Genomic DNA, 16853 nt, shown 5'->3' with positions numbered 1-16853 from the left:
GCAGGGCGTCCGATGACCAGCGTTGGCGCCGGCTTCCGGCTCGCCAGGGCCGGCTGGGTGCTGGTCCGCGAGGGCGTCGTCGCGGCGCTGCCCGGCGAAGAGCTTTCCGGTATGCCGAAGCTCGGCTGGCGGCTGGCGCGCGTGCTCACTCGCCGCCGCGCCCGAAGCCATCTGCGCGGCGACCGGCTGGCGCAGGCGGTGGTGCGGCTGGGGCCATCCTATGTGAAGCTCGGCCAGTTCCTCGCCACGCGGCCCGACGTCGTCGGCAACGACATGGCGGTCGACCTTGCGCTGCTGCAGGACAAGATGCACACCTTTCCGAGGGCGGAAGCGGTCGCGGCGATCGAAGCCTCGCTCGGGCGCAGGATCGAGGATCTCTACGCAACCTTCGGCGAGCCGGTCGCGGCGGCATCGATCGCCCAGGTGCACGGCGCCGAAGTCGTTCGCGACGGAAAGGCTTCACGGGTCGCGGTGAAGGTCATCCGCCCCGGCGTGCGCCATCGCTTCTTCCAGGATCTCGAGAGCTACTTCCTCGCCGCCCGCCTGCAGGAGAAGTACATCCCCTCCTCGCGCCGCCTGCGGCCGATCGAGGTGACCCAGACGCTGGCGCAGACCACCAAGGTCGAGATGGACATGCGGCTCGAAGCGGCCGCGTTTTCCGAGCTCGCTGAGAACACCAAGGATGATCCGGGCTTCCGCGTGCCGGCGGTCGATTGGGAGCGGACCGGCCGCGACGTGATCACCATGGAGTGGATCGACGGCGTCAAGATGAACGATCTGACCGGCCTTGCTGCCGCCGGTCACGATCTCAAGGCGATCGCAGCCAATCTCGTCCAGTCCTTCCTCAGGCACACGCTGCGCGACGGCTTCTTCCATGCCGACATGCATCCGGGCAACCTGTTCGTCGAACCGGACGGCACCATCGTTGCCGTCGATCTCGGCATCGCCGGCAGGCTCGGCAAGAAGGAGCGGCGTTTTCTGGCCGAGATCCTCTACGGCTTCATCGTGCGCGACTACCGGCGCGTCGCCGAGGTGCATTTCGAGGCCGGCTATGTGCCGCGTCAGCACAATGTCTCGGCCTTCGCGCAGGCGATCCGCGCCATCGGCGAGCCGATCCACGGCCAGTCGGCCGACACGATCTCGATGGCCAAGCTTCTGACGCTGCTGTTCGAGGTCACCGACCTCTTCGACATGGCGACGCGGACCGAGCTGGTGCTTTTGCAAAAGACCATGGTGGTGGTCGAAGGCGTGGCCCGCACGCTCGATCCGGCGTTCAACATGTGGAAGACTTCGGAGCCGGTGGTCAGTGACTGGATCGCGGGCAATCTCGGCCCGCGCGGCGTGCTCTCGGACGCGCGGGACGCCGGCAAGGCCTTGATCTCGCTGGCGAGGCAGGCGCCGGACATTGCGGTTCGCACCGAGCGGCTGTCGCGTGAGATCGACCTGATGGCGGAGCACGGCCTGCGCTTCGACGAGGCGACCGCGCGCGCGATCGGCAAGGCGGAGGCGCACTACACCCGCTTCGGCCGCGTGGCGCTGTGGATCATTGCGCTGACGCTGATTTACATCGCGTGGCGGATTTTCTGACCGCCCGCCGCCTTGCTGCGGTTTGATTGCATTGCTATCATTGCCGGCGCTAGTTTGAAGCGGGTGCAATCAGATGGCCAGCATCACGATCCGCAACCTTGACGATGGAGTTAAGGACCTGCTGCGCCAATTGGCTGCCGAAAATGGCTGCTCGATGGAGGAGCAGGCCCGGGCGATGATCAGGGCGGCGGTTGAGGGCCGGGCAGGACAGGCCGACCGCATCGACCAGATCGAGAAGACGTTGCGCGCGCTGACCGGCCCCGGCCAGCAAGCACCGCCTATCGCCGACATGCCCGGCAGGCCATCAGTTCGCGGAACGCTCTCCGGCAAACGCGTCCTTCTCGTCATCGGCGGCGGCATCGCCGCCTATAAATCGCTCGACCTGATCCGGCGCCTGCGCGAGCGCGGCGCTTCTGTCCGGGTGGTAATGACATCAGCCGCGCAGGAATTCGTCACCACGCTGTCCGTCGGCGCGCTTTCGGCCGATCATGTTTTCACCGAACTCTTCGACCGCAATGACGAGCACGATGTCGGCCACATAAGGCTGTCGCGCGAGGCAGATCTGCTGGTCGTGGCGCCGGCCACCGCCGACCTGATGGCGAAGCTCGCCAACGGCCATGCCAATGATCTTGCCTCGACGGTGCTGCTTGCGACCGACAAGAAAGTGCTGATGGCGCCGGCGATGAATCCGAAGATGTGGTCGCATCCGGCGACGCGGCGCAACCGGGCGACCCTGCAGAAGGATGGCATCGCCTTTGTCGGGCCGGCCAAGGGCGAGATGGCGGAAAGCAACGAGGCGGGCGAAGGCCGCATGGCCGAGCCGCTGGAAATCGTGGCCGCGATCGAGGCGATGCTCGACGAGAAGCCGCAGCCGCTTGCGGGCCGCAAGATCATCGTCACCTCGGGGCCGACGCATGAGCCGATCGATCCGGTGCGCTACATCGCCAACCGTTCGTCCGGCAAGCAGGGCCATGCGATCGCGGCGGCACTGGCGAAGCTCGGCGCCGATGTCCGGCTCGTGTCCGGTCCGGTCAACATCGCCGATCCGGCCGGGGTGAAGACCACGCATGTGGAAACAGCGGCCGAGATGAAGGAAGCGGTCGAGAACCTTCTGCCGGCGGACGCGGCTGTTTTCGTCGCGGCCGTCGCCGACTGGCGCACCGCGAATGCCGCCGGTGAAAAGATCAAGAAGGTGGCAGGGAAGGGCCCGCCGTCGCTCAAGATGGTCGAGAATCCCGACATCCTGGCGGGCGTCGGTCATCATGCGCAGAGGCCCGGTCTTGTCGTCGGCTTTGCCGCCGAGACGCAGGACCTCATCGGCAACGCCGAGGCCAAGCTCAGGAAGAAGGGCGCCGATCTCATCGTCGCGAACGACGTCTCGCATGGGAGCGGCATCGGCCCTTCCGGCGTGATGGGCGGCGATCGCAACAAGGTGCGCATCGTCTCGCGCACGGGCGTCGAGGAGTGGCCGGAGATGGGCAAGGACGAGGTGGCGACACGGCTCGCCGCATCGATTGCCGAGCGGCTGAAAACGACAGTGGTTTAGCTGGCCGCTGCCTGCGGTCGCATTGGCGGCAGCGCGATCCGCAGCGCGGCGATGCAGCCGAGGATCCCAAGCGGCACGAAGGCGAGGAAGAGCCAGCCGGCCACGCCTGCAGCCGCGTCACGATTGAGGCCTTGCGAGAAGCCGCTGGCGTTGGCCACAATGCCGGCAAGGGCCGCGCCCACCGCGTAGCCGATCCGCTGCATGGTCGGCACGGCGGCGGAAGCGATCGTCTGCTCGCCGTCGCGGGCCGAAGCGACGATGACGCGCGTCAGGAACGGCCAGCAGACGCCGAAGCCGCCGCCCTGCAGCAGAGCGCAGAGCAGGATCAGCGGGATCGAACCTGCGGGGATGGCGTAGGCGAAACCGGCAAGACCGGAGGCGATCATCAGCGCGCCGACGACGATGATCAGTCTTTCGCGCTCCAGCGGCGCATTGGCGATGAGGATCGACAGGATCGACCAGGCGATGGATTCGGCAGCGATGATATAGCCGGTGGTCAGGATTGGGATGCCGTGCAGCGTGGTGAGCAGCAGCGGCCCGTAAATGGTGAACGTGCAGGTCGCTACCGAGAAGGCCGCAACCATCGTCATGCCTGAGCCAAGCGGCGAGCGCCATGAGAACAAAGGTGCCGGAAACAGGCGCGAGCGCGGCCTGCGGGCATCGATGCGGAAGAAAAGCGCCAGGCCGATCAGCCCGAGGGCCAGCAGCAGCGACGAGCGCAGCAGGGCGATGTCGATGCCGGCGGCAGCGATCAGCACGACGGCGATGGCGAGACAGGCAAGCGCCGGATAGGGAAAGGGCGGCGCCGTGCCGCTGCCCGCCTGCGGCCTCGTCGCCTCCGGCGTGTCCAGCACGATAAAGCTCGCCAGCGCCATCGCCGCGCCGCCGAAAGTGAAGACGCCAAAGGCCCAGCGCCACGACAGGAACTCGGTCATAACAGCGCCGAGCATCGGTCCGCTGGAGGCGGCGACGCCCCAGATCGCCGACATGATGCCGAAGAGCTGCGGCCAGATGTTGCGCGGAAAGAGACGCTCGACCGAAACGAAGGCGAGCGACACCAGCGCGCCGCCGCCAAGTCCCTCGACCAGCCGCCCGGCGAGGAAGAACGGCATGGAGGGTGCCGTCGCGCAGATCAGCGCGCCTGCCGCGTAGAGCAGGGCAGCGATCATCATGTTGGAGCGCAGCGCGACATAGCTCACCAGCCGCCCGGCGGCCGCACCCGCGACGATGGCGCCGAGCTCATAGATCGCCAGCGACCAGCCAACGAGCTGCACGCCGGCCAACTCGCCGACCATGGCCGGCATCACCGTCGCCACCATGGTCTCGTTGGTGGCATGCAGCAGGATGCCGAGACTGACAAAGCAGAAACGTGCCAGGTCGCCGCTTGCCCACAGTGCTCGCCAGTCCACCTTGTTGCCGGCCACCTTGCCGCCGCCTGCTGCCGTCACGTCGATCTCCCGCTTGTTTTCCGCAACCTCATCCACATTGCGAACGAAGCGCCAGATCCAGTTCGGCAGGGCTTGTAGAACCTCAAGCGCAGTTGAGCTCAAGAGGCTTTTCGGCGATGTCAGCGAGCAAGCGCGCTAAAAATTCGGCCCGGGAACGAGCGTCCCGGGCCGTATCGGTGCTAATTGAATTGAAATTTCACTTATAGGAGTGGACGAGGTCCAGCGAAGCCACGGCAACAGCGAGGTTGACGCCGGTCTGCGCCTGGACGCTCAGCGGCTCGAGCATGAAGGCGCCGTCGAGGCCGCCGACCAAAAGATTGGCGCCGCCACCGGTCACGACGCTCGCCTCCGCGTTGACGCCGTAATAGCTGCCGGCGAGATCGCCTGCGTCATGGTGGCGGGTGGCGGCGAGAACCGCCCAGACAAGCTGACCTTGATGCGTCCGGCCGATATCGACGCCGAGCTTGGAGATCATGCCCGTGTATAGCTCGGCCGGGCCGTGATGATAGGGGCGGAACACGCAGGACACGCCCTTGTTGGAGGTGATGACGTAACCGGTGCCTCCGTCGATGGTGCAATCGAGCGTGCCGAGCCGGAGCGTGCCGGCGCTGACCGGAGAAGCGAGGACCGTGGCGGCAAGCGCGGCGGCGGCACAGGCAAGTGTCTTGATCATCGGAAAGGTCCTTTCGCAACAAACGGCCCCGGTTAAACGGTCGAGGTGCGAGGAGCGTTCCGCCCAAAACTTGGCGCGAGCATGGCGAGCCAACACATCGCCGTTGGCGACTAGACTAACGGCCACATCGGCGTGTCAGCGCCGCAATAGACCCATCGCGGGCGACCGGACCCCCGGGCGGCCTTAGCTTCCGATCAGCTGGCGCCGGCCGAGGTGCGCGACAGGCCGTCCTTGGCGGGTTGGTAGTTCGGGTCGAGGTGGACAGCCTCGCGGTAGGACTTGGCCGCCCTTTCCTTGTCGCCGCGTCGCTCGTAGATCAGCGCCTGGTTGGCCCAGGCCTCGGCGTTCTTGCCGTCGAGCTTGATGGCCATGTTGAAGTCGGCGAAGGCGTTGTCCTCGTCATTCATGGCCAGATAGGACAGGCCGCGGCCGTTGTAGGGCTCGGCTGCGTCCGGCGCCAGCGAGATGGCGGTCGAGAAATCCTCGATGGCGAACTTGTGCTGGCCCTGGCTCTGATAGATCAGGCCGCGATTGTGGTAGGCGCGGGCGTCGGTCGTGTCGAGTTGGATCGCCTTCTGGAAATCGTTGAAGGCGTCGTTGACGCGGCCGGCCTTGCGATAAAGATTGCCGCGGCCGATGTAGGCGGCGTCGTAGTTGGCGTTGATTTGGATCGAGCGGTTATAGTCGGCAAGCGCTGCTTGCTGGTTGCCGAGGAAACGCTGGATGAGCGCCCGGTTCGAATAGGCCTGATAGAAGTTCGGATTGAGCTGGATGGCGGTGTCGAAATCTTTGAGCGCCGCCTGGTACTGGCCGCCGCGGCCATAGGCCGAGCCGCGCACATTGTAACCCTCGGGATCCTGAGGATTGCGCTGGATGACAGCCGACAGCGAGGAGATGTTCTCGGTCGAGCCTTGCGCCTTGTCGATATTGTTGAACTCCCCCGTCGGGGCCGTCTGGCATGCTGCAAGGGTCAGGCCCGAAAGCAGGGCCGCCGTCAGGGCGAAGCCGCGAAAAGCGGTTCTGCGCTCCACGGTAATTGCGTTCATCTCAGTCCTCACTGGCGCCGCGCCGTCAGGTCCGTTCCCTCTCCGAACCGGCTCGAACGCATAAACAAAAAGGTGGCGGCGATTCCGCATCGCGCCACCCTCGGTATCCTTCGAAAAGGACGAAAAATTGACGGTATCAGCGCGGCGAACGCGATGCGCCGGCAGCACCAGCCGGAGCCGGGCGCGGGGTCATCGGCAGCAGGCCTTCGCGCTGGGCGCGCTTACGGGCCAGCTTGCGGGCGCGGCGGACGGCTTCCGCCTTCTCGCGGGCACGCTTCTCGGACGGCTTTTCGTAGTGACCGCGCATCTTCATTTCGCGGAAAATACCTTCGCGCTGCATCTTCTTCTTCAGCGCGCGAAGCGCCTGATCAACGTTGTTGTCGCGGACGAGTACCTGCACGTGTAATCCTGTCTTCGGGTTTGAAATCTCAGGCAAGCAGCCCATAGCCGCATGCCTCCGCAGTGACCTGCACCGCGAATTGTGCCGGCTGATAGCAGAATCAGGCCGTGCTGTCCACCGTTGATTGCAGGAAACCACGATCGGAAGCCCGAGCGCCGTGCCTTGCCGGTCTGAGCCTTAGGCGGTCGCCAGATGCAGACGGGCGAAATCCTCAAAGAATTCGCCATAGTCGCAAGTGATTTCCTCGCCGGCCGCGATATCCCGGGTCGCTGTGGCGCCACCGTATTGGGAGAAATCCGTGTTCGGCCGCTCGGAATGGTTCATGAAGCGGCCATTGTCGACCTCATATACCATGAAACCCGGCTTGTCCGGGCTCGGATAGGCGTAGCGGTCGAGCAATTCCTTGAGATGCGGCGGCGCCTTCTCGTATTTCTCCATCGGGATCAGCCGGTCGAAATCGGGATCGAGCCGCCAGATGGAGGCGCCTTTCCTGACCGGCTCGGCGGCGAAAACACCGACGCCTTCGATAGCGCTCTGAGCGACATAGGTTCTGATCAGCAGCATCGTTCCGGTCCGTTTTCGACGGGAAACCAAATCGTCAAAACGGACCGGAATGCAAGGCCCCGTCGCGCTATTTCAGCGGATGAGCATGGCTGCCGACGTCACGTCCGATTGATCGAGACGCCACCATCGGCAAACAGCGCCGCGCCGGTGGTGAAGCTTGAGGCGTCCGAGGCAAGGTAGAGCGCTGAGCGGGCGATCTCCTCGGGCCGGGCCACACGCTTCAAGGCATGCAGGTTTTCGACGAATGTTCGCGACTCCGGCGTCTTGAACGTCGCTGCGGGCGTGTCGGTGCCGCCGGGCAGCAGCGCGTTGACGCGCAGCCCTTTCGGGCCGTATTCGGCGGCCAGCACCTGCGTCAGCCCGATCAGCCCCGCCTTGGCGGCGGCATAGGCGGCCATGCCCGGCATGCCGGCGGTATAGCCGACGAAGCTCGAGGTGAAGATCAGCGAGCCGCCCCCGCGCTCCAGCATCGCCGGGATCTGGTGCCTGGCGGCGAGGAAGGCGCTGGTCAAATTGGTGTCGATCGTGTCGTGCCAAGTCGCCGGCGCCATCTCCGGTACCGGCGCCATCAAGCCGACGGCGCCCGCATTGTTGAAGGCAATGTCGAGGCCGCCGAACCTTTCGACCGCAAGCTCGACCAGAGCTCTGGCATAGGCTTCGTCCCGGACATCGCCGGCGAGTGCAATTGCGGTTCCACCGGCCGTCTCGATTTCGCTGACGAGTGCATCGAGCTCGGCCCGGCGGCGCGCCGCGACGACGACACTGGCGCCCTGCTCGGCGAACAGACTGGCCGTAGCGCGGCCGATGCCGGAGCTGGCGCCGGTGACGATGGCGACCTTTTCGGTGAGTGCGAACATTTCTCATCCTTTCTCTATGCCGGTCCAGCCGGTGGTGGGATGCTTGGTCGCAAATCGGCATTTCGGCAGCCACCCGAAAGCTGACTTGCCGATCGGAATGCAAGTTGTCGGGCATGCGCCGCGCAGCCGCGGCGCAAAACGGCAAGCGCCGTCGCAAACAGCGCAAGGGTGACTGCACGCTTTCGCTAGTGATACACCACGCGCGCCGGGGAATGCCCGGCCGAGATCCGCGATTTTTGGCGCGAGGCTGAACGTGAAGAAATACTCCGTATTCGCCATTGCCCGCGAGGCGATGCGCGGCCACAAGGGCTGGGAAGAGCAATGGACCTCACCCGAGCCGAAGAAGGAATATGACGTCATCATCGTCGGCGCCGGCGGCCACGGCCTGGCCACCGCCTATTATCTGGCGACCGAGCACGGCATCACCAATGTCGCGGTGCTGGAAAAGGGCTGGCTCGGGGGCGGCAACACCGGCCGCAACACCACCATCATCCGCTCCAACTATCTCTATGACGAAAGCGCCGGCATCTACGACCATGCGCTGAAATTGTGGGACGGACTGAGCCAGGAGCTCAACTACAACGTCATGTATTCGGCGCGCGGCGTCATGATGCTCGCGCACAATGTGCATGACGTCCAGGTGTTCAAGCGCCACATCCATGCCAACCGCCTCAACGGCATCGACAATGAGTGGCTGACGCCGGAACAGGCGAAGGAGTTCTGTCCGCCGCTCAACATTTCCAAGGAGGCGCGCTATCCGGTCATGGGTGCCGCGCTGCAGCGCCGCGGCGGCACGGCGCGCCACGATGCGGTCGCCTGGGGTTATGCGCGCGGCGCCTCGGCGCGCGGCGTGCACATCATCCAGAACTGCGAGGTCACCGGCGTCAAGCGCGCGGCCAACGGCGCGGTCACCGGCGTCGAGACGACGCGCGGCTTCATCGGCGCGAAGAAGGTCGGCGTCGTCGCTGCCGGCCATTCGTCGGTCATCATGGATATGGCCGGCGTGCGCATGCCGTTGGAGAGTTATCCGTTGCAGGCGCTGGTCTCGGAGCCGGTCAAGCCGGTGGTGCCATGCGTCATCATGTCGAACACGGTGCACGCCTATATCTCGCAGTCGGACAAGGGCGAGCTGGTCATCGGCGCCGGCACCGACCAGTATATCTCCTATTCGCAAACCGGCGGCCTGCACATCCTGCAGCACACGCTCGACGCCATCTGCGAAATGTTCCCGATCTTCACCCGCATGAAGATGCTGCGCTCCTGGGGCGGCATCGTCGATGTGACCCCCGACCGCTCGCCGATCCTGGCTAAGACGCCGGTCAAGGGCCTCTATGTCAATTGCGGCTGGGGCACGGGCGGCTTCAAGGCGACGCCAGGTTCGGGCAACGTCTTTGCCCACACCATCGCCAGGGACGACCCGCACCCGATCAACGCGCCCTTCACGCTCGAGCGCTTCCGCACCGGCCGTCTCATCGACGAAGCGGCGGCGGCGGCGGTGGCGCATTGATGATGGCCGAGATGGCCTGCCAGAAGCTTTGCGATCAACCGGCCGGCGCCCGCGTCAGCCATGGCGAATTGTAGGATCAACCTAGATGCTTCTCATCCGCTGTCCCTATTGCGAGGAAGAGCGCCCGGAACTCGAGTTCCGCAATGCCGGCGAGGCGCATATCGCGCGCCCGACCAACATTGCCGCCGAGAGCGACGACGATTTCGAGAAATTCTTCTTCATCCGCTCGAACCCCAAGGGCGTGATCTATGAGCGCTGGCGGCACATCCATGGCTGCGCGCGCTTTTTCAACGCCGTGCGCGACACCGTGACCGACAAGTTCGTCATGACCTACAAGGCCGGCGAGCCGAAGCCTGCGAAGCTGCCTGGAGCCTCGAAATGAACGCCGCCTTCCGCATTTCCGGCGCCGGGCGTCTCAGCCAGGCGAAGACCGCCTCGTTCAGCTTCGACGGCAAGCAGTATATCGGGATCGAGGGCGACACGCTGGCCTCGGCGCTGCTCGCCAACGGCGTGCATCTCGTCGGCCGCTCCTTCAAGTACCACCGGCCGCGCGGCTTCCTCTCGGCCGGCGCGGAAGAACCCAACGCGCTGGTGCAGATCGTGCGCGACGACGCGCGCAAGACGCCGAATGTGCGGGCGACCGTGCAGGAGCTCTATGACGGGCTCACCGCCAATTCGCAGAACCGCTGGCCCTCGCTCGCCTTCGATGTCGGCGCGGTCAACGACATTGCCTCGCCGATGTTCTCGGCCGGCTTCTACTACAAGACCTTCATGTGGCCGAAGTCGGCCTGGTTGAACTTCTATGAGCCGAAGATCCGCGCGACGGCCGGCCTTGGCGTTTCCCCCGACCGGCCGGATCCCGACCATTATGCGGCGCGCTACGCGCATTGCGACGTGCTGGTGCTGGGCGGCGGTGCGGCCGGCATCACTGCGGCGCTTGCCGCAGCCGAAACCGGCGTGCGGGTGATCCTCGCCGACGAGCAGGCCGAATTCGGCGGCAGCCTGCGCTTCGAGAGCGGCGCCAGGATCGATGGCGAGGACGGCTTTGCCTGGGCACAAGCCGCGATCGCCAAACTCAAGGCGATGGACAATGTCCGAGTGCTGTCGCGCACGACAGCTTTCGGGTACTACGCGCAGAACTTCGTCGGCCTGGTCGAGCGGGTCAGCGACCATCTCAAGAGCCCCGGCCGGGAGCTGGCGCGCGAGCGCCTGTGGCAGGTTCGCGCCAAGCGGGTCGTGCTCGCGACCGGCGCCATCGAGCGGCACATGGTGTTCGCCAACAACGACCGGCCGGGCGTCATGCTGGCATCGGCGGCGCGCACCTACCTCAACCACTATGGCGTGGCGGTCGGTAGGAATGTCGGCGTCTATACGGCAAACGACTCGGCCTACGCGGCCGCGATCGACCTGAGGAAGGCCGGCGTCAATGTCGCTGCCATCGTCGACCTGCGCGACAACCCGTCGGGGGCGGTGATCGACGAAGCGAGGAGCCTCGGCATCGAGATCAATTTCGGTCGCGCTGTGGTTAGCGCCGGCGGCAAGCTGCGCGTATCGTCGATGACGGTGCAGCCGAAGAACGGCGGCGGCGAGCGCAGGATCGCGGTCGACGCCATCCTGATGTCCGCCGGCTGGACGCCGTCGGTGCATCTGTTCTCGCAGTCGCGCGGCAAAGTCGCCTTCAACGAGGAGGCGCGACGCTTCGTGCCGGGGACCTATGCGCAGGACTGCGTCTCGGTCGGCGCCTGCAACGGCACGGACGGTCTGGAGGCAACGGTCGACGAGGCCTATGCGGCAGGCGCCCAGGCGGCAAGGGACGCCGGCGGCAAGGATTCCAGCGGCAAGATGGGCAAGGGCGCCAAGCCAAAGGTCGATGCCAGTGAAAGCTGGTCACGCGGCATGCTTGGCGCTGCGCCCGGCGCCGGGCCGGGCACCACGGTCAAGGCCTTCGTCGATTTTCAGAACGATGTCACCGCCAAGGACATTCGCCAGGCGGTGCATGAGGGCATGCACTCGATCGAGCACGTCAAGCGCTTCACCACCAACGGCATGGCGACCGACCAGGGTAAGACGTCGAACATGCACGGCCTGGCGATCGCCGCCGAGACGCTCGGCAAGCCGATCCCGCAGGTCGGTCTCACCACGTTCCGCGCGCCCTATACCCCGGTCACCTTCGGCTCGATCGTCGGCCATGCGCGTGGCGCGCTGTTCGACCCGACGCGCCGCACGGCGACGCATGGCTGGGCGGCCGCCCAAGGTGCCGTGTTCGAGGATGTCGGCCAGTGGAAGCGCGCCTGGTATTTCCCGAAAGCCGGCGAGGACATGCACGCCGCCGTCAACCGCGAATGCGTGACGGTGCGCAAAGCGGCCGGCCTGTTCGACGCCTCCACGCTCGGCAAGATCGAGGTGGTCGGGCCGGATGCGGCGAAGTTCATGGAACTGCTCTACACCAACCCGTGGGAGAAGCTGGAGCCCGGCCGCTGCCGCTACGGCATCATGCTGCGCGAGGACGGCTTCATCTATGATGACGGCGTCGTCGGCAGGCTGGCGCCGGACCGCTTCCATGTGACGACGACCACCGGCGGCGCGCCGCGTGTCATGCATCACATGGAGGATTATCTCCAGACCGAGTTCCCGCATCTCAATGTCTGGCTGACCTCGATTACCGAGCAATGGGCGGTGATCGCCGTGCAGGGGCCGAGCGCGCGGAAAATCATCGAGCCTTTGGTCGAAGGCATCGACATGTCGGACGAGGCACTGCCGCATATGTCGGTGCGAGAAGGCAAGATCTGCGGCGTGCCGACGCGGCTGTTCCGCATGTCTTTCACCGGCGAGCGCGGCTTCGAGGTCAACGTGCCGGCCGACTATGGCGAAGCGGTGTGGGAAGCGCTGTGGGCCGAAGGCCAGAAGCATGGCGCGACCGCTTACGGCACCGAAACAATGCACGTGCTGCGCGCCGAAAAGGGCTACATCATCGTCGGCCAGGATACGGACGGCACGGTGACGCCGAACGATGCCGGTCTCGACTGGGCGGTCGGCAAGAAGAAGACCGACTTCGTCGGCATCCGCGGCATGATGCGCGCGGATCTCGTCGCCAAGGGCCGCAAGCAACTGGTCGGCCTGAAGGCCAAGGATCCGAAGGTCGTGTTGGAAGAAGGCGCGCAGATCGTCGAGGATCCGAAACAGGCGATCCCGATGAAGATGATCGGCCACGTCACCTCCAGCTACTGGTCGGAGAACTGCGGGCGCTCGATCGCGCTGGCGCTGGTCGCCGGCGGCCGTGATCGCATGGGCCAGACGCTCTATGTGCCGATGCCGAACGGCACGATCGAGGTGGAGGTCACCGGCATGGTGTTCGTCGACGAAAAGGGGGAGCGCCTCAATGGCTAAGGCTACCGCCAAGACAAAAGCCGCCGACGCTTCAGCTGCCGCCGAACGGCGTCCGGCACTTGCCGGGCGCGCGGTGTCGGCGCCGGGCGTCAAGGTCGAGATCCTACCGCCGGCCGAACGCATCTCGCTGCGCGCGCCCGAAGCTTCCGTCGCCGCGCTCTCCAAGGCGCTCGGCGTGACGCTGCCGTCGAAGCCGAAGACCTCGGCGGCGAAAGGCGGGCGCACCGCCTTATGGCTCGGGCCGGACGAATGGCTGGTCATCGACGATGCCGGCAACGATCCGCTGGCCGACTGCGCCAAGGTTTCGGCGCTGCACTCCGCGGTCGGCATCTCGCATCGCAATGTGGCGATCTCGGTTGCCGGGCCGGCGGCCGCGGTGACGGTCAGTTCCGGTTGCCCACAGGACCTGTCGCTCGAGGCCTTCCCGGTCGGGGCAGCATCGCGCACCATTCTCGGCAAGTCCGAGATCGTGCTGCTGCGTACCGCTGAAGACACGTTCCGGGTGGAATGCTGGCGTTCCTTCTCGGACTATGTATTTACTTTGCTGTCGGAAGCGGCGAGCGACGCGGCGAACTGATCCTGCGCCAACCGGTCCGAAGGGCCGGCCTCGGGGAGCCTTCACCGGTCCGGGCCGTTTCTGCGGCTTGCGAGGAGACTGCCGATGCCGTCCAAGTCTGCGCCGAAGTCGCCCAAGAAGTCAGAGGCGGTCCGTTCGCTGGAGCGGGATCGCGAGATCGAGGAAGAAGAGCTCGAGGAAGGCCTCGAGGACACCTTCCCGGCCAGCGATCCGGTGTCGATTACCAGCACCACCATCCCCGGCGGGCCGGCAAAGCCTGGCAGGGCCAAGACCTTGCCTGGAATGAAGTCGCACAAGAAGTAGAGCGCCGCCGCAGTCAAATCGGGCTTCAGGCGAAACGAAAACGGGCGGCCAAGCGCCGCCGGTTTCGTTTGCGATTTGGCGCTGATTAGAGGCCCGGCACGAACCAAGGGTTCACGTCGATACCGAGCCGCGGGCCGTTGGTCGTCTGAGTGTTGGCGGCATCGGGCTTTTCCACCGAGCCGGTCGCGGCGCAGTCGAGCGCCTGATTGGTGTGAGCCTGGGTGCAGGCCGCAGGGGCGTGCTTGGCCGGCTGGCTCCCGCCAGCGAAAGCGGCGCCCGAGAAAGCCAGCAAGGCAGCGAGCGCGAGGATTGTCTTTTTCATCTTTCCGTCTCCAATCGTACATGTACGACACAACGTACATATACGGTTAATGGAGGCTGAATTCAAGAGGGAATTTGTACGCGTACGACAAATTAGCTTGAACCGAGTAACCGGCGTCGCAAATCAAGCGACCGGCGTTGTGTCAAGCCGGCGAAGCCGGTCAGCAGTTGACCGGTGTTTCGGTGAGCGGGGGTATGTCCTGCGCCGACAACGAGGCCAGCATGAAGTCGCACATCCGCTTCACATAGGCCTGGGGGTCGCCGAACGGATAGAAGGGAAAGGTGATCAGCAGCGAGATCGTGCCGTGGCCAACGGTCCACAGCATGGTGGCTATGGCGCGAGGGTCGCCTTTGAGCTTGCCGGCTGCGACGCAGGCCTCGACCCTTTTGATCAGCACCTTCATCGCCGGATTGCCCTGTTCCATGTCCTCGTAGCTCCGGCCTTCCGGCAGCCGGGTCTTCTCTGTCATGAAGACGGTGCGGTATTCATTGGGATTGCCGAGCCCGAAGGCGGCATACTCGGTCATCACAGCCCGCAGCGCCTCAACGGGATCGTCTGCCGGGTGCTCCTCGATGCGGCGGGCAAGCGTTTCGAACGCGTCCTCGGCGAGCGCGAACAGGATGTCCTGCTTATCGGCAAAATAGGAATAGACCGACATCGGCGCGTAGCCGACCCGCTTGGCAAGCTTGCGAATGGTAAGCCCTTCGTAGCCCTCTTCCTGCACAAGCTTGTGAGCTGCGTCGACCAGTTCGGAACGAAGCTCGGCTTTCTGTTTCTCGCGGCGTTTCTGAACGCTCAGCGGCAATTTCCGCCTGCCTTTATGGTTGGTTGCCTGACAAAATTATATACGCTGTACGGAAACGGACAAGGGAGCGGCCTGGTTCCCCAAGATACGCCCTAACGCTTTGTTCCTACTTAATTCCGAACAGCAAAGCCGCTACCCACTTTTTCCGAACTAGATCGCGCTAATGCCGCCGTCCAGCGCCTGCGCATGGCTGCGAGCCCTCAGTGGCGAAGGCTTTGGCCGCGCCGCTGCCGAGACCGCCTGTCGCACCGGTGATCAGCACGGTCGCTCCATCGAAACGGCCCGTGGCTTGGCTCCCTCAACTTTTCTTGTCAATCAGTTCCACCGCCAGCGCGGCGAGCAGCTTCACCGCCTCGCCATAGGTCCTGGCCTTTTCCGGGTTGGAGGCATTGCCGTCCAGCGCGCGGCGGTAGACACCCTGGCAGATCGCCGCCAGGCGGAAGAAGGAGAAGGCGAGGAAGAAGGTCCAGTTGCCGATGCCGTCGATGCCGCGCCGGCGGCAATAGGCGGCGACATAGGCCTCCTCGGACGGCAGGCCGATCGAGGCGCGGTCGATGCCGTCTAGGCCGCGAAAGCCCGACGCATGCGGCAGCCGCCATTGCATGCATTGATAGGCGAGGTCGGCAAAAGGATGGCCAAGCGTCGACAGTTCCCAGTCGAGCACGGCGATGACCTTCGGCTCGTCCTTGGCGAAAATCATATTGTCCAATCGGTAGTCGCCATGCACCAGCGAGACCCGGCCGTCATCGGCCGGCATATGCGTCTCCAGCCAGGTCATCAGCCGATCCATAGCGGCTATGCTTTCGGTTTCGGAGGCGCGGTACTGACTTGTCCAGCGCGCGAACTGGCGCTGGAAATAGCTGCCGGGCTTGCCGAAATCGCCTAAGCCCACAGCCTCGACATCGACTTGGTGCAGGGCGGCGAGGGTCGCATTCATGGCGTCGTAGATCGCGGCACGCTCGTCATTGCCGGATGCATCCGGCAGCGACGGATCCCAGAAGATGCGCCCGTCGAGGAACTCCATGACGTAGAACATGCGGCCGATCGGCGTCATCTCGCCTGAAAGATGGAGCATGCGCGGCACCGGCACGGAGGTCGTGCTCAGCGCCTGCATGACCCGGAATTCGCGGTCGACCTGATGTGCCGATTTCAGCAACTGCCCCGACGGCTTGGCGCGCAGCACGTAGCGGCCGCTGGCGGCGGTCAGCAGATAGGTCGGGTTCGACTGTCCGGACTTGAATTTTTCGGCCGCGCAAAGCTTGGAAAAACCAGGCACATGCGCTTCGAGATAAGGCGCAAGCGCTGCTTGGTCGAGCGCGTTGGCGTCGCCGCTCATGCGGTCTCGGGCTGGCGCTCGATCAGCGTCAGGGTCAGCCAGCGCGCGGTGAGCGCCGGCTTCTTCGATCCTTCGATCTCGATGGTGACGTCGTGCGCCGTCTGCACCCATCCGGAAGGCCGCACCTTGACGTCGGCCAGCACGAAATGGGTGCGGATGCGCGAGCCGGTCTTCACCGGCGCCAGGAAGCGCAGCGTGTCGAAGCCGTGATTGACGCCCATCTTGGTGTTTTCGATCGGCGGCATGGTCTCGAAGGTCATGGCCGACAGCAGCGACAGCGACAGGAAGCCGTGCGCGATGGTGCCGCCGAACGGCGTCTCGCGCGCGGCCCGTTCCGGATCGCAATGGATGAACTGGTGATCGTCGGTGGCGTCGGCGAACTGATCGATCATGCGCTGCGTCACCGTGCGCCAGGGCGACACGCCGACTTCCTTGCCGACGCTGGCCAGAAGCGTATCGAGACTGATCGGTTCCACGCTGATGTCCTCCGCACCC

The 16853-nt window shown here is 65.1% G+C and carries 17 protein-coding genes; 7 read left to right on the top strand and 10 right to left on the bottom strand.

The window, feature by feature from the left end; translation table 11 throughout:
• The first annotated feature begins 12 nt into the window (after positions 1–12).
• Both ubiB and coaBC read left to right on the top strand, forming a co-directional pair.
• Positions 13–1587, top strand: coding sequence for a 2-polyprenylphenol 6-hydroxylase (gene ubiB, locus EOD29_RS05760; protein WP_127246106.1), 1575 nt, complete (start codon positions 13–15; stop codon positions 1585–1587).
• 73 nt (positions 1588–1660) lie between these two features.
• Positions 1661–3133, top strand: coding sequence for a bifunctional phosphopantothenoylcysteine decarboxylase/phosphopantothenate--cysteine ligase CoaBC (coaBC, locus tag EOD29_RS05755; RefSeq protein ID WP_206520450.1), 1473 nt, complete (start codon positions 1661–1663; stop codon positions 3131–3133).
• Here the strand turns inward: coaBC and EOD29_RS05750 are convergent.
• The 6 genes from EOD29_RS05750 to EOD29_RS05725 all read right to left on the bottom strand — a co-directional run bounded on the left by EOD29_RS05750 (position 3130) and on the right by EOD29_RS05725 (position 8121).
• The gene (locus EOD29_RS05750; protein ID WP_127246159.1) at positions 3130–4557 is read right to left on the bottom strand and encodes an MFS transporter; all 1428 of its coding nucleotides are present in this window, start codon (positions 4555–4557) and stop codon (positions 3130–3132) included. The two genes, coaBC and EOD29_RS05750, sit on opposite strands and share 4 nt — an antisense overlap.
• 220 nt (positions 4558–4777) lie before the next feature.
• A complete protein-coding gene (locus tag EOD29_RS05745) occupies positions 4778–5254 on the bottom strand; it encodes a DUF992 domain-containing protein (protein WP_067002615.1) in 477 nt (158 codons plus the stop codon).
• A 194-nt stretch (positions 5255–5448) separates the two neighbouring features.
• Complete coding sequence (locus EOD29_RS05740; RefSeq protein ID WP_067002613.1) at positions 5449–6300, bottom strand: tetratricopeptide repeat protein; 852 nt, start codon at positions 6298–6300, stop codon at positions 5449–5451.
• A gap of 136 nt (positions 6301–6436) precedes the next feature.
• Positions 6437–6700 (bottom strand): 30S ribosomal protein S21, encoded by a 264-nt coding sequence (rpsU, locus tag EOD29_RS05735; protein WP_040969057.1) that lies wholly within the window; start codon positions 6698–6700, stop codon positions 6437–6439.
• A 177-nt stretch (positions 6701–6877) separates the two neighbouring features.
• Positions 6878–7264, bottom strand: coding sequence for an SET domain-containing protein-lysine N-methyltransferase (locus EOD29_RS05730; RefSeq protein ID WP_095781084.1), 387 nt, complete (start codon positions 7262–7264; stop codon positions 6878–6880).
• Between the two features lie 98 nt (positions 7265–7362).
• Positions 7363–8121 carry an SDR family oxidoreductase gene (locus EOD29_RS05725; protein WP_127246105.1) on the bottom strand — a complete coding sequence of 253 codons (759 nt, stop codon included), beginning with the start codon at positions 8119–8121 and terminating at the stop codon, positions 7363–7365.
• A 253-nt stretch (positions 8122–8374) separates the two neighbouring features.
• Here EOD29_RS05725 and EOD29_RS05720 point away from each other — a divergent pair, with 253 nt between their 5' ends.
• The 5 genes from EOD29_RS05720 to EOD29_RS05700 all read left to right on the top strand — a co-directional run bounded on the left by EOD29_RS05720 (position 8375) and on the right by EOD29_RS05700 (position 13895).
• Positions 8375–9628: a sarcosine oxidase subunit beta gene (locus EOD29_RS05720; RefSeq protein ID WP_067002609.1), complete on the top strand. Its 1254-nt coding sequence runs from the start codon at positions 8375–8377 to the stop codon at positions 9626–9628.
• Between the two features lie 85 nt (positions 9629–9713).
• Positions 9714–10010 (top strand): sarcosine oxidase subunit delta, encoded by a 297-nt coding sequence (locus EOD29_RS05715; protein ID WP_067325793.1) that lies wholly within the window; start codon positions 9714–9716, stop codon positions 10008–10010.
• Positions 10007–13015, top strand: coding sequence for a sarcosine oxidase subunit alpha (locus EOD29_RS05710; RefSeq protein WP_127246104.1), 3009 nt, complete (start codon positions 10007–10009; stop codon positions 13013–13015). The genes EOD29_RS05715 and EOD29_RS05710 overlap by 4 nt, the downstream gene beginning before the upstream one ends.
• Entirely contained in the window at positions 13008–13592 is a 585-nt protein-coding gene (locus EOD29_RS05705) for a sarcosine oxidase subunit gamma (protein ID WP_067325799.1), read from the top strand. The genes EOD29_RS05710 and EOD29_RS05705 overlap by 8 nt, the downstream gene beginning before the upstream one ends.
• 84 nt (positions 13593–13676) lie before the next feature.
• Positions 13677–13895 (top strand): hypothetical protein, encoded by a 219-nt coding sequence (locus EOD29_RS05700; RefSeq protein WP_067325802.1) that lies wholly within the window; start codon positions 13677–13679, stop codon positions 13893–13895.
• Positions 13896–13980: 85 nt separating this feature from the next.
• On the opposite strand, the gene EOD29_RS05695 is transcribed toward EOD29_RS05700, so the two are convergent.
• The 4 genes from EOD29_RS05695 to EOD29_RS05680 form a co-directional block, all read right to left on the bottom strand.
• On the bottom strand, positions 13981–14217 hold the full coding sequence (locus tag EOD29_RS05695; RefSeq protein ID WP_095800511.1) for a DUF680 domain-containing protein: 237 nt from the start codon (positions 14215–14217) through the stop codon (positions 13981–13983).
• Between the two features lie 160 nt (positions 14218–14377).
• On the bottom strand, positions 14378–15022 hold the full coding sequence (locus tag EOD29_RS05690; RefSeq protein WP_095800510.1) for a TetR/AcrR family transcriptional regulator: 645 nt from the start codon (positions 15020–15022) through the stop codon (positions 14378–14380).
• A gap of 298 nt (positions 15023–15320) precedes the next feature.
• Positions 15321–16358 carry a phosphotransferase gene (locus tag EOD29_RS05685; protein WP_127246103.1) on the bottom strand — a complete coding sequence of 346 codons (1038 nt, stop codon included), beginning with the start codon at positions 16356–16358 and terminating at the stop codon, positions 15321–15323.
• Positions 16355–16840 (bottom strand): MaoC family dehydratase, encoded by a 486-nt coding sequence (locus EOD29_RS05680; RefSeq protein ID WP_277816115.1) that lies wholly within the window; start codon positions 16838–16840, stop codon positions 16355–16357. The genes EOD29_RS05685 and EOD29_RS05680 overlap by 4 nt, the downstream gene beginning before the upstream one ends.
• Positions 16841–16853: the final 13 nt, after the last annotated feature.

The sequence above is a fragment of the Mesorhizobium sp. M1A.T.Ca.IN.004.03.1.1 genome, from assembly GCF_003997555.1.
In the GTDB taxonomy this organism is placed as follows: Bacteria; Pseudomonadota; Alphaproteobacteria; order Rhizobiales; family Rhizobiaceae; genus Mesorhizobium.
The sequence above is the reverse complement of the archived record's forward strand: the minus strand, read 5'-3'. Positions and strand labels throughout refer to the sequence as shown.

What these genes read in the sequence shown, in the direction of transcription:
- ubiB (WP_127246106.1), top strand. Translation starts at nt 13, where the DNA reads ATGACCAGCGTTGGCGCCGGCTTCCGGCTCGCCAGGGCCGGCTGGGTG.
- coaBC (WP_206520450.1), top strand. Translation starts at nt 1,661, where the DNA reads ATGGCCAGCATCACGATCCGCAACCTTGACGATGGAGTTAAGGACCTG.
- EOD29_RS05745 (WP_067002615.1), bottom strand. Translation starts at nt 5,254, where the DNA reads ATGATCAAGACACTTGCCTGTGCCGCCGCCGCGCTTGCCGCCACGGTC.
- EOD29_RS05740 (WP_067002613.1), bottom strand. Translation starts at nt 6,300, where the DNA reads ATGAACGCAATTACCGTGGAGCGCAGAACCGCTTTTCGCGGCTTCGCC.
- EOD29_RS05730 (WP_095781084.1), bottom strand. Translation starts at nt 7,264, where the DNA reads ATGCTGCTGATCAGAACCTATGTCGCTCAGAGCGCTATCGAAGGCGTC.
- EOD29_RS05725 (WP_127246105.1), bottom strand. Translation starts at nt 8,121, where the DNA reads ATGTTCGCACTCACCGAAAAGGTCGCCATCGTCACCGGCGCCAGCTCC.
- EOD29_RS05715 (WP_067325793.1), top strand. Translation starts at nt 9,714, where the DNA reads ATGCTTCTCATCCGCTGTCCCTATTGCGAGGAAGAGCGCCCGGAACTC.
- EOD29_RS05710 (WP_127246104.1), top strand. Translation starts at nt 10,007, where the DNA reads ATGAACGCCGCCTTCCGCATTTCCGGCGCCGGGCGTCTCAGCCAGGCG.
- EOD29_RS05705 (WP_067325799.1), top strand. Translation starts at nt 13,008, where the DNA reads ATGGCTAAGGCTACCGCCAAGACAAAAGCCGCCGACGCTTCAGCTGCC.
- EOD29_RS05700 (WP_067325802.1), top strand. Translation starts at nt 13,677, where the DNA reads ATGCCGTCCAAGTCTGCGCCGAAGTCGCCCAAGAAGTCAGAGGCGGTC.
- EOD29_RS05695 (WP_095800511.1), bottom strand. Translation starts at nt 14,217, where the DNA reads ATGAAAAAGACAATCCTCGCGCTCGCTGCCTTGCTGGCTTTCTCGGGC.
- EOD29_RS05685 (WP_127246103.1), bottom strand. Translation starts at nt 16,358, where the DNA reads ATGAGCGGCGACGCCAACGCGCTCGACCAAGCAGCGCTTGCGCCTTAT.